Origin of the sequence: Pseudomonas putida, assembly GCF_028682635.1 — a bacterium.
GTDB classification, from domain to species: domain Bacteria; phylum Pseudomonadota; class Gammaproteobacteria; order Pseudomonadales; family Pseudomonadaceae; genus Aquipseudomonas; species Aquipseudomonas putida_AE.
Genome location: NZ_JANHLK010000006.1, coordinates 258,879 through 272,948, shown reverse-complemented (window position 1 = coordinate 272,948; position 14,070 = coordinate 258,879). Strand labels below are relative to the sequence as shown.

Here is a 14,070-nt window from a genome sequence, read left to right as displayed (position 1 = left end):
GAATGAAGAAACCTGCCAGATACCACAATAGATGCGGTCGATTCTGGGAGTTTCAAGCGTCGAGACGTTGATGCAGGTCAGACAAGTCTAGCGTTCGAGCCAGATAAGGGAGGCAAACCGACCAGTGCGAGGCGCACGGCGATAGGAAAAGAAGCGTGGATCGGTGACGGTGCAGAACCCGCCGCCGTAGACAGCGGTTACACCACGGGCTGCCAGGCGCAAGCGCGCCAGCGTATAGATGTCGGCCATGAACTTGCCGGGGTTTTGACTCGGCGCAAAAGCTTGAGCAGCTTCGGGCAGTTGCTCGACGAAGGTTGCCCGCACTTCCGGGCCGACTTCGAAGGCTTTCGGACCAATGGCCGGGCCAAGCCAGACCAAAACCTCGGCAGGTGGCACGTCCAGTCTGTCGAGGGTCGCTTCCAGCACCCCCGCCGCCAACCCGCGCCAACCGGCATGGGCCGCCGCGACACGCGTACCGGCACGGTCGCAAAACAACGCAGGCAGGCAGTCCGCAGTCATCGCCGCACAGGCAATGCCCGGCGTTGAGGTCCAACTGGCATCGGCAGTGTCCACCCGGCTCGGATCGGCATGCGCCACGACAACGCCGTGGACCTGCTGCAGCCAGGCCGGTTGAATCGAAAAACAATCAGTCAGACGCCGGCGATTTTCGGCGACAGCTTCGGGGCTGTCGTCGACGTGATCACCAAGATTGAGGCTGTCGAACGGCGCCAGGCTGACGCCGCCCGCACGGGTGGTGACACAGGCTTTGACCCCGGCCGGCGCGGGCCAGTCAGGAATCAGCCAGTCACTCATCCGACAAACGCCTCGCGGTCTTGCTTGAGCAGGGTCAGCAACCAGACGAAATCTTCCGGCAACGGCGATTCCCAGCTCATGCGCTCACCGGTGGTTGGGTGATCCAGCTCGAGGAACCGCGCATGCAGCGCCTGACGCGGGAAATTCTTCAGCGACTCGACCATGGTCGGGTTGGCGGCCGGCGGAATGCGGAAACGACCGCCGTAGGCAGGGTCTCCGACCAACGGGAAGTTTATGTGCGCCATGTGCACGCGAATCTGGTGTGTACGACCGGTTTCCAGCTTCACCCGCACGTGGGTGTGGGAACGGAAACGCTCAAGCACGCGGTAATGGCTGACGGCCTGCTTGCCACCTTCCATCACGGCCATGCGCTGGCGTTGCTGGCCATGACGACCGATCGGCGCATTGATCTTGCCGCCAGCCGTCACCACGCCGATCACGATGCACTCGTAGATCCGGCTGACGCTGCGGCTCTGCAACTGTGTAACCAGCTGCGTCTGCGCCTGAATGGTCTTGGCCACCACCATCAGACCGGTGGTGTCCTTGTCCAGGCGATGCACGATACCGGCGCGAGGCACATTGATGATGTCCGGCACGTGGTGCAGCAAGGCGTTGAGCAAGGTGCCATCAGCGTGGCCAGCAGCCGGGTGAACCACCAGGCCCGCAGGCTTGTTGATCACCAGGATGTCGTCGTCTTCATAGACGATGTCCAGGGCGATGTCTTGAGCGACCCATTCGCCCTGAGCTTCCTGCTCGGCAGTGAGTTCAAGAATGGCGCCACCGTGAACGATGTCTCGCGGGCGGACAACCGCCCCATCCACAGTCAGGCGGCCGTCTTTGATCCAGGCGGAAAGGCGCGAGCGCGAGTGCTCAGCGAATAATTGTGCGGCGACTTGATCGAGGCGTTGGCCGCCCAATTCGGACGGCACCTCTGCGCTAAGTTCAATTTTATCGGACATGCTCGGACTAGGCGTCGGCACAGCCTTTGGTTTCGGCTGCGCGCTTGTGGTTAAATACGGCGTCTTTTGCCCCGAGGCTATTCAACGGGGCGCTCATCATAACAGGACGGCCTCGCCCAAGACAGCGGCCGTCATAGGGACGCAAGCCGCCATGCAAGTGAAACACCTGCTGCTGATCGCCATCCTCGCATTGACCGCTGCTTGCTCTTCGAAGGAAGTCGTAGACGAAAACCTGAGCGAAGTCGAGTTGTACCAACAGGCTCAAGCCGATCTGGACAATAATAGCTACACCAGCGCCACTGCCAAGCTGAAGGCTCTGGAATCGCGCTATCCGTTCGGCCGTTATGCCGATCAGGCCCAGTTGGAGCTGATCTACGCCAACTACAAGAACGCCGAACCGGAAGCCGCCAAGGCCGCTGCCGAGCGCTTCATTCGCCTGCACCCACAGCACCCGAACGTCGATTACGCTTACTACCTCAAGGGCCTGACGTCTTTTGACCAGGACGTTGGCCTGCTCTCGCGTTTCCTGCCGCTGGACATGACCAAGCGTGACCCGGGTGCCGCTCGCGACTCCTACAACGAGTTCGCGCAGCTGACCAGCCGTTTCCCCAACAGCCGTTATGCGCCGGACGCCAAGCAGCGCATGATCTACCTGCGCAACCTGCTGGCCGCCTACGAAATCCACGTGGCCGACTATTACCTGACCCGTCAGGCCTACGTCGCCGCCGCGAACCGCGGTCGCTACGTGGTGGAAAACTTCCAGGAAACCCCTGCGGTCGGCGACGGCCTGGCGGTGATGACCGAGGCCTACCAGCGCCTGCACCTGGATGAACTGGCTGCCACCAGCCTCGAAACCCTGAAGCTCAACTACCCGAACCACCCAAGCCTGGTGGACGGTCAGTTCGTGCCATCGGTCGCCGAAGCCGACAACCGTTCGTGGCTGAGCAAGGCCACCCTGGGCCTGATCGAATCCCGTCCGCCGCTGCCGCCGGGAGAAACCCGCGCCAACCAGGACGTGCAGAAGCAGTTCCAGGATGCCAAGGACGCGATTCCGAGCGAGCTCAAGCCTAAAGACGGCAACGGCGATGTGATCGAGGAAGAGGATCACGAGGCCGAGGGCAACAACGAAGACCGCTCGTGGTTCAGCTACATGACCTTCGGCGTATTCGACTGATACGACGGTGGTACAGAAAGGGAGACGCTCGAGTCTCCCTTTTTTATTGCGCCGTTTTTATGCCGCGCGAATACGCTGTGCGCCTGTCATGTCCTTGGCTAAACTGGCGGCTCATCCGTCATAAAGCAGCTCACCATGCTTCGTTTACTATTCTGGATCGCAGTGATTGCCGCCGCTGTCTGGTTCTGGCGCAAGTACAAGCGCCAGGTCTCTGCACCCAAGTCCTCCGCCGAGCTGGAAGCGGCGCCCATGGTCCGCTGCGCCCATTGCGGCGTGCACCTGCCCCGCGACCGTGCGCTGAGCCTTCAACAACAGTGGTATTGCAGCCAGGCTCACCTTGAGCAAGGCCCAGGCTCCAGTGATCGCTGAGACGACCAGTCCCGGCGACAAACAGGCCCAGCGACTGCTGCGCCTCTATCACCTCTACCGCCTGAGCATCGGCATCACCCTGGTGCTGCTGATTTCCAGCAACCTGGACTACCGGTTGCTGACGTCCGCCAATGACGACCTGCTGCGCTACGCCAGCGGGTTGTACCTGGTGCTGAACATCCTGCTGGTGGTCTTCTTCGCAAACACCCGCCGTCCGACACAACTGCTCAGCCTGGCGCTGGTCGATGTCCTGCTGCTTTGCGTGTTGTTCTACGCCGGTGGCGGTGTGGCCAGCGCCATCGGCAACTTGTTGATCGTCTCGGTGGCCATCAGCAATACCTTGTTGCGAGGACGCATCGGCTTGCTGATCGCCGCCATCAGCGCACTTGGCATCCTGGGTTCGAGTTTCCTGCTGAATCTCAGCCATCCCGCCAGCCCCAACGATTACTTGCAGATCGGCACGCTCGGCGCCCTGTGTTTTGCCGCGGCACTGCTGGTGCAAGGCCTGGTCCGACGGCTGGAAGTCAGCGAAACCCTGGCAGAACAGAAAACCAGCGAAGTCATCGGCCTGGAAGCCCTCAATGCCCTGATCCTGCAACGCATGCGTACTGGCATTCTGGTGTTTGACGACCAATGGCGCGTGCAACTGGCCAATCACAGTGCGTTGGCCCTGCTGGGCTGCGAGCGCCTCGAAGGCCGGCGGATCGACGAACAGGCCCCCGCCCTGGTCGAACGTCTGCAACTGTGGATCAACAACCCGACGATGCGCCCGCATAGCCTGAAAATCCCCGGCAGCGGCCTTGAACTGCAGCCGAGCTTCATTGCTCTGGCTCCTGGCCCGCATCAGCAGATCCTGGTCTTTCTCGAAGACCTCGCTCAGGTCACCCAGCAGGCTCAACAACTGAAACTCGCCGCCCTCGGCCGCCTGACCGCCGGTGTCGCCCATGAAATCCGCAATCCGTTAGGCGCCATCAGTCACGCCGCGCAGCTATTGCGCGAATCGGAGGAACTGAATGCCGCGGATCGACGTCTGACGCAGATTATTCAAGACCACTCTCAGCGAATGAATCGGGTAATCGAAAACGTCCTGCAACTGTCCCGTCGCCAGCAAACCGTGGCGCAACGACTCGACCTGAAGCCGTGGCTGGAGCAGTTCGTGACACAAACCCGCGAGCAGGCGAACGAGCGCCAGAAGATCCATCTACGCATGGCTTGCGGTGACTTCAGTACCTTGATGGACCCGAACCAGCTGGAGCAGATTCTCGACAACCTGATCCGCAATGCATGGCGCCATAGCGCCCTGAACCACGATCAGGCGCAGGTCTGGCTTGAGTTGTACATCGACCCCGAGAGTCAGCTGCCGATCCTCGAAATCCTCGACGACGGACCCGGGGTGGCCCCGGACCATCAAGCGCAATTGTTCGAGCCTTTCTTCACCACCAGCCACCAGGGCACTGGCCTGGGCCTTTATCTGTCCCGTGAGCTGTGCGAAAGCAACCAGGCCCGCCTGGACTTCAAATCACGCCAGGGCGGCTGCTTTCGCATCACCTTTTCCCACGGACGCAAACAAGGTTGAACAAGAGCCCACGGCAAAAAGTCCTGATCGTCGACGACGAGCCGGACATCCGCGAACTCCTGGAAATCACCCTGGGCCGGATGAAGCTCGATACCTACAGCGCACGCAACGCTGGCGAGGCCTTGATCCTGCTCCAGCGCGAGGCGTTCGACCTGTGCCTGACCGACATGCGCTTGCCCGACGGCAGCGGCCTGGAGCTGGTGCAACACATCCAGCAACGCTACCCGCAAGTCCCGGTGGCCATGATCACGGCCTATGGCAGCCTCGACACGGCGATCAATGCGCTGAAGGCCGGTGCGTTCGATTTCCTGACCAAACCGGTGGACCTGACCCGCCTTCGGGAACTGGTGACCAGTGCCTTGCTGCTGCCCGCCCCTGGCTCCGCCATCGATCGTCGTTTGCTGGGTGACTCACCGCCCATGCGCGATCTGCGCAAACAGATCGACAAACTGGCCCGTAGCCAGGCACCGGTGTACATCAGTGGCGAGTCCGGCAGCGGCAAGGAACGGGTCGCCCGCCTGATTCATGAGCGAGGACCACGGGCCAGCCAACCCTTTGTCCCGGTCAATTGCGGTGCGATTCCGACCGAGCTGATGGAGAGCGAGTTTTTCGGCCATCGAAAAGGCAGCTTCAGCGGCGCCATCGAAGATAAACCGGGACTGTTCCAGGCGGCCCACGGCGGCACCCTGTTTCTCGACGAAGTGGCAGACCTGCCTTTGCCGATGCAGGTCAAACTGTTGCGGGCCATCCAGGAGAAAGCAGTACGCAGCGTCGGTGGGCAACAGGAAGTGGTGGTCGATGTGCGCATCCTTTGCGCCACCCACAAAGACCTTGGCGCCGAAGTCGCTGCCGAACGTTTTCGCCAGGACCTGTACTACCGCCTGAACGTGATCGAGCTGCGGGTTCCGCCGTTGCGCGAACGCCGTGACGACATCGAGCCCCTGGCCAGCCATGTGCTCAAGCGCCTGGCTGCAGACACCGGGCAGCCCGCGGCAACACTCCACCCCAATGCCCTCGAGGTCCTGAAAAGCTACCGTTTCCCGGGCAATGTGCGCGAACTTGAGAACATGCTCGAACGGGCTCACACGTTATGCGACAACCAGCAGATCGAGCCCAGCGACCTGCGCCTGGCCGAAGGCAACTGTGCCGCCGAAGCGGGTGTGCCGGACCTCACGCAGATCAATAACCTGGAGGCCTACCTGGAAAACGTTGAGCGCCAGTTGCTTTTGCAGGCGCTGGAAGAGACCCGCTGGAACCGCACGGCGGCGGCTCAGCGGTTGAATCTGTCATTCAGATCGATGCGCTACAGGCTCAAGAAACTCGGTTTGGATTGACGGCCTCAAAAGATCGCAGCCTGCGGCAGCTCCTACAGGAGGGGTACGCATTTCTCCTGTAGGAGCTGCCGCAGGCTGCGATCTTTTGATCTTGTTTCAGATCCGCCCGGTTGGCGCATAAGGTGCCGGATCGATGATCGGTGCCCTGCCCAACATCACATCGGCAAACAACTGACACGACGCCGGCGCCAACACCAACCCGTTGCGGTAATGCCCGCAATTGAGCCAAAGCCCCTCGAAACCCGGCACCTGGCCAATATAGGGAATGCCCTCCGGCGAGCCTGGCCGCAACCCGGCCCAATGCCCCACCACCTCGGCGCCGGCCAACGCCGGGATCAACTCGATAGCCGAGGCCTTGAGGCTTTCGAGTGCCGATTCGGTCGGCGTCTTGTCGTAGCCTTCATGCTCCAGGGTACTGCCAATCAGGATGTGCCCATCGCGGCGCGGAATCGCATAGCGCCCCTTGGCCAGCACCATGCTTGGCAGGAAGTCCGCCGCGCACTTGTAGAGGATCATCTGCCCTTTCACCGGTTCGACCGGCAATTCAAGGCCCAGGCTCTTGAGCAGATCGCCGCTCCAGGCACCAGCGGTGAGGACCACTTGGTCGCCATGGATCGCGCCGGTGGAGGTCTGCACACCGACTATTTTTTCGTCTTGCCGAATAAACCCGCTGACTTCGCACTGCTCATGGATCGTCACGTTCGGCAGCGCCTGCAAGGCCGCCTTGAGCGACTTCACCAGCCGTGGATTGCGCACGTTGGCCACGTCGGCCATGTAGATCGCCCGGGAAAAACCACCGCCCAGCACCGGCACCGCATCGTGGGCCGCCGAGATATCCACAGCCCGCAGCGGCCGGCCCTCGCGCGCGGCCCAGGCCAGCGCCTCGGCCTCATCGTCCAGGTCCAGCCAGTACAGGCCTGTGGTATGGACCTCGGGATCAATGCCGGTGGCCGCAAACAAGCGCTCGCCCAGCTGTGGATAAAAATCCTGGGACCAATGCGCCAGCGCGGTCACCGCAGGACTGTAGCGCCATGGATAGAGCGGCGAAACGATGCCACCGCCGGCCCAGGACGATTCCTGGCCGACATTCGAGCGGTCCAGCAGCACCACACTCTGCACCTGGGACGCGAGATTGAATGCCGTCAGCAGCCCGATTACCCCACCACCGACGATCACCACTTGCTGTTGCCTGGTCATGTTCTGATCCAACCGTTCAATAGACAGAGGCGCAAAGGGCGCCCGAAAAGGAACTCAGCGACCCCAGCAATCCTTGGTGGTCAGGCCGTCCGCCGCATTGACCATGCTTCTGACACCGGTGTTGGTGAGCGTGAAGTCACCACACTTGTCAGCGGCCATGGCGGCATCGCTCTTGCGGGTTGCCGTCAGCAGGAACGTCTGGTCCGTCAGGGTCGGTGTGATGCTGTAGTAATCGTTGCCGGCGCTAAGATCGGTGGCATTGGTGTAGACGTTATTCTTCGAATAGTAGCGCTCGAGGATCTGCGCCTGTTCCGAGAGCAGGCCGGCGACTTCGGTGCGACGCCCCTTGTTCACGTACTCGGTGAGGCTCGGATAGCCAATGGTGATGACGATCCCGATGATCGCAATCACGATCATGATTTCGATCAGGGTAAAACCGCGGTTGGAACTGCGCATGCCTCAATTCTCACTTACTGTATTTGTCGCCACATGATGCGACGGCTGCCGCCACCGGATTTTTCCACCAGCGTGGAGATACCGCCACTGGAATCGTTCACGATCTTGCGAGCCCCGCCATTGACGATGGCGTTCAGGGTCGGCATCCCGCCGGTAAAGACCACGCCGCTGGACAGCGTGTCGGTGCTGTCGACCACGGCGTCGCCGTTGGTGTCGAGCACCGCGTAATTGAGCATCTTACCGCTGAACGCATCGAGTTCGATCAGTTTGCCGCTGCCAAAGCTGGCGCAAGGGTCGGTGGTATCCACGCTGGCCGTGGTAAAGACGATCCGACCGAGCACCAGGCTGGCCTGGTTGATCACCCGCTCACCGGTCAGCGCGCTGTTATACACCAGCGGCAAATACCAGCCCTTTTGCGTCGGGTAGGTGACCTCGTACTGGCTGGTGGTGATGGACTGCGCCGACACCCCGGTCACTGCCTGGGCCTGCAGGCTGGAGGTAGTGATCTGCCCCGAGCCGCCCTGCGCGTCCCACACCGCGTAGAACGCCTGCAGGTCTTTGTTGGTCCTGTCCGCTGTCTCGTTGAATTTGCCGGTGCCGAAAAACACCATTGTTCCACCCTGGGCGCTGTCCGCCAGTAATGGCTGCGCGGTGATGGGCTGGGTAGCACCACCGGCGGTGGTGAACAAAGGCTTGCCGGCAAATGCGAGGCCCCAGGCGTTCGGGGTGGCGCCACTGAGGTCGAACTTCCAGAGCCGCCCCTTGAGGTCTCCGCCATAGGCAGCCTGTACCACATTCTGCGAGTTCACCCTGAGTTTCACCGAAGACAAGCCGTTAGTGGTCTCGCTGCTGTCGATCACGATTTTCCTGATCAGGCTGCCGTCGCGAATATCCACCACGTACAACGCCGCCACCCCGGAGTAACTGCCATAGCCATTGGCAATGAACGCCGCCCAGCGCCCATCCGCCAAGCGTGCCACCTCCGGACGGGCGTAGGCATAACCCAGGTCATTAAAAGCGTTCGCCGCATTGGCAGTGTCCGGCGCGCTGATTTCCCACAGGGCCTTGGTCACATTCCCCGCCGATGCGTCGAACAGTTGCAGCGCATAGAAGGTTCGCCCGCCCGCGCCCGTTCCGCCCAGGGCGAGGGTCTTCCAGGCGCTGTTCAACTGGGCATCAAACACGCCCACCTGCCCATCCACCAGAAACCTGTGGCCAACGCCGTTGATGTAGGTGGGATCGGCGATGTAATGCAAGGACGGCAGCACACTGGCGGGCATGTAGGCGTAGCGCCGGGCACCGTTGGCGGTGTTGATGACGCTGACAAAACCGTCGTTGGCGTTGACCACCAGGCTGGCATTCATGTTGGCCGCCTTGGTCGCCAGATAGGTGCTGTAGGAGGTATCCCCCGACAAATCAGCTGCGGTTTTATCCGAAGGCGCCGCCAGGACCAGCGGCGAGTTGACGATATCGCCGAGCAATACACTGCGCACTTTCAGGCCGGCCTTGTTCGCGCCCTTGCTCCATTCCAGCAGATCGCTGCCCGTAATACCGCCAGGCAAGCCCTGGCTGAGCACGCCTTGCTGAGCCGCAGACAAATTGGCAAAGGCCAATGTCACGGCGCTGTGGGTCTGGCTGTTCCACGATTGATAGGCCGGTCCCGTGGCGCCCGGCACGATGGCCGTATCGGTGGACCACAGCACCGAAGAGGTATCGACCGTGCCACTGGCGGTGAAGCCATAGGCCTTGATCGTGCCACGCCAGTCCCTGGGGTCGTAGCTGGTCTGGAAATAGCGGGTGCCGCTGGCGACACCACTGCCGCCGGAGCCGGCCTTGCTGCACAACAAGGGCGAATCCGCAGGCGTGAAGGCATAGGCCGGAGCGGCCAGCAACAAGGCACACATGGCCCCACTCAACCACCGCCAGCGCTGTGAGCGACTTTCAATATTTCGCATAAATGCTCTCCACCACACTGCGTGAACTGCCCGCAATGCCCACGGCGGTGATCCGGTACAAGGTTGCCGAGGTGTTACTCGGCACGTTCACCGCCGCCTTGGTGGTGCCGATGTTCTGCACGCCATAGAAGCCGTTGCCGGACGCGATCCAGGTCACCCCCGAGGTGGAATTGAACCCGGCCGCGGTGAGGCTCGCCGACTCGGCAGGCGGGGCGCACCGGGCAGTGCCGCTGCACACGGGCAACGAGTAACTATCGAGCTGCACCGCGCTTTCACCCACGCGCAATACCGCTTCGGCCAGCTGGAACGACTGATTGCGCAAGCCCAGGCTGCCGGCCATTTTTTCCTGCAGGGTGGCGTTTTGCATCGATGAAATACCGATCAGCGTCAGCAGCAACAGGAACACCAGGCTGACCAGCAGCGCCATGCCGCGCTGGGCACCAGGGGCAACGCTCATCGGCCCGCGCCTCATGGCAAGCGGTTGCGCAAGGCGGCAACCACGTTGAAGGTCTGGTCGCCCACCCGATTGTTCGGGTCGGTGAGGGTCAGGCTCAGGCGTACGCTGCGGATGCGTGCCGGGTCCGACGGGTTGCTGCTGTAACTGGACACTGCCAGATCGGAAGCCGAGCTGGCCAGGCCGAAGCTGACGTCGAAGGCACTGACGTTATCCACCAGTACTTGCTCGAGCGGCTTATCCCTGCCGACGCCCATCTTCAGCTCACCGTTCTTCAAGCTGTAGATCAATCGGCGGATGGGAAATGCCAGTTGCCCCGTAGCAGGTGCTTGCGAGTCGGAATACGCCGTCGCGCTGGTGCGACAATCGGATACCACCGTCCAGGCCGGCGTCCCGCCATTGCTGCCGATGTCCGCCGTGACCAGGGTCAACTTGCGACCGGCGTTGTCCCAACTGATCGGCTTTAGATGGCTGGCATTGAAGTCACGCGCTTTGCTGGCATCGGTGATAGACCCCAGGCAGCCGAACATGCCGACCATGCGGATTTCCTGGATCATTTTGCTCAGCACGAAACGCGCGTCCTCCTGCATGGCCGCCGCGGCGTTCTGGCTGATGTAAGTGTTTTTCGCGGCGATGAATACCTGCACCACGCCCAGCACCACGACCAGGCTCAAGGCCAGGGCGATCAGCAACTCGACCAGGCCGAAGCCGCGACTGAAGCGGCTCATGGCCTCGCCACCGGGTCGACAGTCGCGCGGCTGGTGAGGACGAAACTGCGCCGTGAGTCGGCAGCGTTGGCGGCCCGCGAGTCGTCCCAGGTGATGGTGATGGTGTACACCCGCTGGCTCAGGGAGATGCTGCCGGTCGCCGTTTCGCCACCAAAACCGGCAATGTTACGGGTGAAATCGTAGAGGTCCTGGTCCCGGGCGTCGTTCGGATTGCCCGAGGTTGGCGGTGTAACGGTGTAGTCGGCGGCTGCATTGGCGCGAATGCGGTCCATCATGTCGTAGGCGATGAAGCTGGCCTGACTGGTCATGCGCGCACTGTCGGTGTACTTCAAGGCATTCAATTGAAAGGCGGCCGCGCCCAACAGCCCCACGCCCAGGATCAGCAACGCCACCAGCACTTCGATCAGCGTCATGCCCTCCTGGGCACGCTTGCTCCATGGCCTCATCCGCAACTTCCACCCAATAGAATTCGTCCGTTCAAACACACATTCAGCGTCCTGCTTTGTGTTCCGAGCACATAGCTGATCACCAGTGGCATGGAGGGTGATGACAGCCCGCCCAGATTATTGAAATCGATCGCCGTGACATCCGAGGGTAGCGCCAGAGTCGCCCCGCTGCTCATCGGTGGAACAACCCGCAACACATTGGCCGGGGTGCCCGTGCTGTCATAGACCGACAATTCCCCGCTCCACCCGCTCCCTCCCGCCGTGGGTCGCAGCCGAATGGGCACGCCTCGGTCGATGGCTTCCAGTCGGGCGTAGTTCAGGGCACGTCGCAGATCCCCCATCTCGGTGTCGGCCCTGGTGCCTTGTGTCGAACGGATGAACGCCGGGACCGCCAGGGTGATCAGGACCAGGAAGATCGCCAACGCCACCAGCAACTCGATCAGCGTGAAACCTTTTGAACGATGATCCACCGTTGCCCTTCGTTGCCGTCGGCTATACCTGCTTCTACTGGCGCAGGGATCGCGCGAGGCAACATGTTCCAGGGAGGGAGATTTCATGCGTGAGCAAGGTTTCAGTCTGATCGAATTGCTTATGGGACTCGCGATTGCCGGGATTGTTCTGCTCCTGGTCAGTCCGGCCTTTGCAGGGCTTACAGAATCGAACCATCGCGAGGAGGCAGCCAAGTCACTCGTCAGCGGTTTGCGCAGTGCAAGAAGCGAAGCGATAGCCCGTGGCCAGGTCGTGGTCATTCACGGCATCGACGACGACTGGAGCCAGGGCTGGCGGATCATTCTGGATGTCAGCGGCAAGGGCCATGAGGACCCCGACAATCCGCTGCTGGTCGAGCGCCGCAGCGGCATGGGCGTGGCGATCATGGGTAATCGGTATATCAAGACAGCCATACGCTTCGGTCCACTGGGTGGGCCGGTAGCCGGGGGATTTCAAGCGGGGACATTGCACGTGTGCGCGGCACGCGAAGCGCAGAGCCAGCACCAGGTGGTACTGGCCTCGAACGGTCGCATCAGCCTGCGCAACGAGCAGGCCGCGCAGGCGTTATGCCCGGGGTGAAGGCTCAGAGCAGCGAACGGACCCGCAGCTCCTTGGGCATGGAGAACGTGATGTTCTCTTCACGACCGGCCAATTCATCGGCACCGGTTGCGCCCCAGGCCTGCAATTGGTGGATCACGCCCCGCACCAGGACTTCCGGAGCGGAAGCGCCGGCGGTGATGCCGATGCGCTCGACACCGTCGAACCAGCTTTTTTCCAGGTCTTCGGCACCATCGATCAGGTAGGCCGGGGTAGACATGCGTTCTGCCAGTTCACGCAGGCGATTGGAGTTGGAGCTGTTCGGACTGCCGACCACCAGCACCACATCGCATTCGTCGGCCAGTTGCTTGACCGCGTCCTGGCGGTTTTGCGTGGCGTAGCAGATGTCGTCCTTGCGCGGGCCGCCAATGGCCGGGAAACGCGTACGCAATGCGTCAATGACGCGACTGGTATCGTCCATGGACAAGGTCGTCTGGGTGACGAACGCCAGTTTTTCCGGGTTGTGCACCTGCAGTTCGGCGACATCCTTTTCGTCTTCGACCAGATAGATCGCACCACCGTTGCTGCCATCGTACTGGCCCATGGTGCCTTCGACTTCCGGGTGACCGGCGTGGCCAATGAGGATGCATTCACGACCGTCGCGGCTGTAACGGGCGACTTCGATGTGCACCTTGGTCACCAGCGGACAGGTGGCGTCGAACACTTTCAAGCCACGGCCGGCGGCTTCGGTACGCACGGCCTGGGACACGCCGTGGGCACTGAAGATCACGATCACGTCGTCCGGCACCTGATCCAGTTCCTCGACGAAGATTGCCCCGCGGTTACGCAGGTCTTCGACGACGAATTTGTTGTGGACCACTTCGTGGCGCACATAGATCGGCGGCCCGAAGACTTCCAGGGCGCGGTTGACGATTTCGATCGCCCGATCCACACCGGCGCAGAAGCCACGGGGGTTGGCGAGTTTGATTTGCATGCTGTGCCTCGTGTCTTACGCGCGAAAACAATGAAAAACCACTGTAGGAGCGAGCTTGCTCGCGAAAAACTCAGGTACACCGCGCACATTCTATGTTGACGCGGTGCCAATGAGTTCATCGCGAGCAAGCTCGCTCCTACAGAAAGCAGTTACAGCGCTTTGACGGTGATGATTTCCACGTCAAAGGTCAGCGTCTTGCCTGCCAGCGGATGGTTGAAGTCGATGGTCACTTGCGCGTCATCGAACTCTTTCACCACACCCGGCAATTCAGTATTGGCCGCATCGTTGAAGATCACCAGCAAACCGGGCGACAGCTCCATGTCCTGGAACTGCGAACGCGGGATGATCTGCACGTTTTGCGGGTTAGGCTGGCCGAAGGCGTTTTCCGGCTCGATGCTCAGGGTACGCTTGTCGCCCGCCTTGAAACCGAACAGCGCCGCTTCGAAACCTGGGAGCAGGTTGCCATCACCGACCTTGAAGGTCGCCGGGGCCTTGTCGAAGGTGCTGTCCACCGTGTCGCCGTTCTCCAGGCGCAATGCGAAATGCAAGGTGACTTCCGTGTTCTGGCCGATGCGTTGCTCAGCCAATA

At 61.5% G+C, this 14,070-nt stretch carries 15 protein-coding genes and 1 pseudogene; 5 read left to right on the top strand and 11 right to left on the bottom strand.

Annotation, left to right across the window (positions count from 1 at the left end):
* Positions 1 to 87: 87 nt before the first annotated feature.
* Together pgeF and rluD are read right to left on the bottom strand one after the other, a co-directional pair.
* A complete protein-coding gene (gene pgeF, locus NPS56_RS10530; RefSeq protein ID WP_274074552.1) occupies positions 88 to 813 on the bottom strand; it encodes a peptidoglycan editing factor PgeF in 726 nt (241 codons plus the stop codon).
* Positions 810 to 1,772, bottom strand: coding sequence for a 23S rRNA pseudouridine(1911/1915/1917) synthase RluD (rluD, locus tag NPS56_RS10525; RefSeq protein ID WP_274074551.1), 963 nt, complete (start codon positions 1,770 to 1,772; stop codon positions 810 to 812). Before rluD ends, pgeF begins: the two co-directional genes overlap by 4 nt.
* Before the next feature lie 151 nt (positions 1,773 to 1,923).
* Between rluD and NPS56_RS10520 the strand changes: the two genes are divergently transcribed.
* The 4 genes from NPS56_RS10520 (at position 1,924) to NPS56_RS10505 (ending at position 6,225) form a co-directional block, all read left to right on the top strand.
* A complete protein-coding gene (locus NPS56_RS10520; protein WP_274074550.1) occupies positions 1,924 to 2,946 on the top strand; it encodes an outer membrane protein assembly factor BamD in 1,023 nt (340 codons plus the stop codon).
* 135 nt (positions 2,947 to 3,081) lie between these two features.
* The gene (locus NPS56_RS10515) at positions 3,082 to 3,315 is read left to right on the top strand and encodes a PP0621 family protein (protein ID WP_274074549.1); all 234 of its coding nucleotides are present in this window, start codon (positions 3,082 to 3,084) and stop codon (positions 3,313 to 3,315) included.
* A complete protein-coding gene (locus NPS56_RS10510; protein ID WP_274074548.1) occupies positions 3,305 to 4,891 on the top strand; it encodes a sensor histidine kinase in 1,587 nt (528 codons plus the stop codon). The genes NPS56_RS10515 and NPS56_RS10510 overlap by 11 nt, the downstream gene beginning before the upstream one ends.
* Positions 4,888 to 6,225, top strand: coding sequence for a sigma-54-dependent transcriptional regulator (locus tag NPS56_RS10505; RefSeq protein ID WP_274074547.1), 1,338 nt, complete (start codon positions 4,888 to 4,890; stop codon positions 6,223 to 6,225). The genes NPS56_RS10510 and NPS56_RS10505 overlap by 4 nt, the downstream gene beginning before the upstream one ends.
* A 96-nt stretch (positions 6,226 to 6,321) precedes the next feature.
* Here NPS56_RS10505 and thiO read toward each other — a convergent pair whose 3' ends face one another.
* From thiO to NPS56_RS10470, 7 genes and pseudogenes are all read right to left on the bottom strand, one after another.
* Positions 6,322 to 7,422, bottom strand: a complete 1,101-nt coding sequence (gene thiO, locus NPS56_RS10500) for a glycine oxidase ThiO (RefSeq protein ID WP_274074546.1) — start codon at positions 7,420 to 7,422, stop codon at positions 6,322 to 6,324.
* 54 nt (positions 7,423 to 7,476) lie between these two features.
* Positions 7,477 to 7,878 carry a type IV pilin protein gene (locus NPS56_RS10495; RefSeq protein ID WP_274074545.1) on the bottom strand — a complete coding sequence of 134 codons (402 nt, stop codon included), beginning with the start codon at positions 7,876 to 7,878 and terminating at the stop codon, positions 7,477 to 7,479.
* A gap of 14 nt (positions 7,879 to 7,892) precedes the next feature.
* Positions 7,893 to 9,722: pseudogene (locus NPS56_RS10490) on the bottom strand (pilus assembly protein); the annotation flags it as partial.
* A 97-nt stretch (positions 9,723 to 9,819) separates the two neighbouring features.
* On the bottom strand, positions 9,820 to 10,290 hold the full coding sequence (locus NPS56_RS10485; RefSeq protein WP_274074543.1) for a pilus assembly PilX family protein: 471 nt from the start codon (positions 10,288 to 10,290) through the stop codon (positions 9,820 to 9,822).
* An 11-nt stretch (positions 10,291 to 10,301) separates the two neighbouring features.
* Complete coding sequence (locus NPS56_RS10480; protein ID WP_274074542.1) at positions 10,302 to 11,015, bottom strand: PilW family protein; 714 nt, start codon at positions 11,013 to 11,015, stop codon at positions 10,302 to 10,304.
* Entirely contained in the window at positions 11,012 to 11,461 is a 450-nt protein-coding gene (pilV, locus tag NPS56_RS10475) for a type IV pilus modification protein PilV (protein ID WP_274074541.1), read from the bottom strand. The genes NPS56_RS10480 and pilV overlap by 4 nt, the downstream gene beginning before the upstream one ends.
* The gene (locus NPS56_RS10470) at positions 11,458 to 11,931 is read right to left on the bottom strand and encodes a GspH/FimT family pseudopilin (RefSeq protein ID WP_274074540.1); all 474 of its coding nucleotides are present in this window, start codon (positions 11,929 to 11,931) and stop codon (positions 11,458 to 11,460) included. Before NPS56_RS10470 ends, pilV begins: the two co-directional genes overlap by 4 nt.
* A gap of 85 nt (positions 11,932 to 12,016) precedes the next feature.
* On the opposite strand from NPS56_RS10470, the gene NPS56_RS10465 reads away from it, so the two are divergent.
* On the top strand, positions 12,017 to 12,529 hold the full coding sequence (locus NPS56_RS10465) for a GspH/FimT family pseudopilin (RefSeq protein WP_274074539.1): 513 nt from the start codon (positions 12,017 to 12,019) through the stop codon (positions 12,527 to 12,529).
* Positions 12,530 to 12,533: 4 nt separating this feature from the next.
* Here the strand turns inward: NPS56_RS10465 and ispH are convergent, their stop codons facing one another.
* Positions 12,534 to 13,481, bottom strand: coding sequence for a 4-hydroxy-3-methylbut-2-enyl diphosphate reductase (gene ispH / locus NPS56_RS10460; RefSeq protein WP_274074538.1), 948 nt, complete (start codon positions 13,479 to 13,481; stop codon positions 12,534 to 12,536).
* Between the two features lie 149 nt (positions 13,482 to 13,630).
* Entirely contained in the window at positions 13,631 to 14,068 is a 438-nt protein-coding gene (gene fkpB, locus NPS56_RS10455; protein ID WP_274074607.1) for an FKBP-type peptidyl-prolyl cis-trans isomerase, read from the bottom strand.
* Between the last annotated feature and the right edge of the window lie 2 nt (positions 14,069 to 14,070).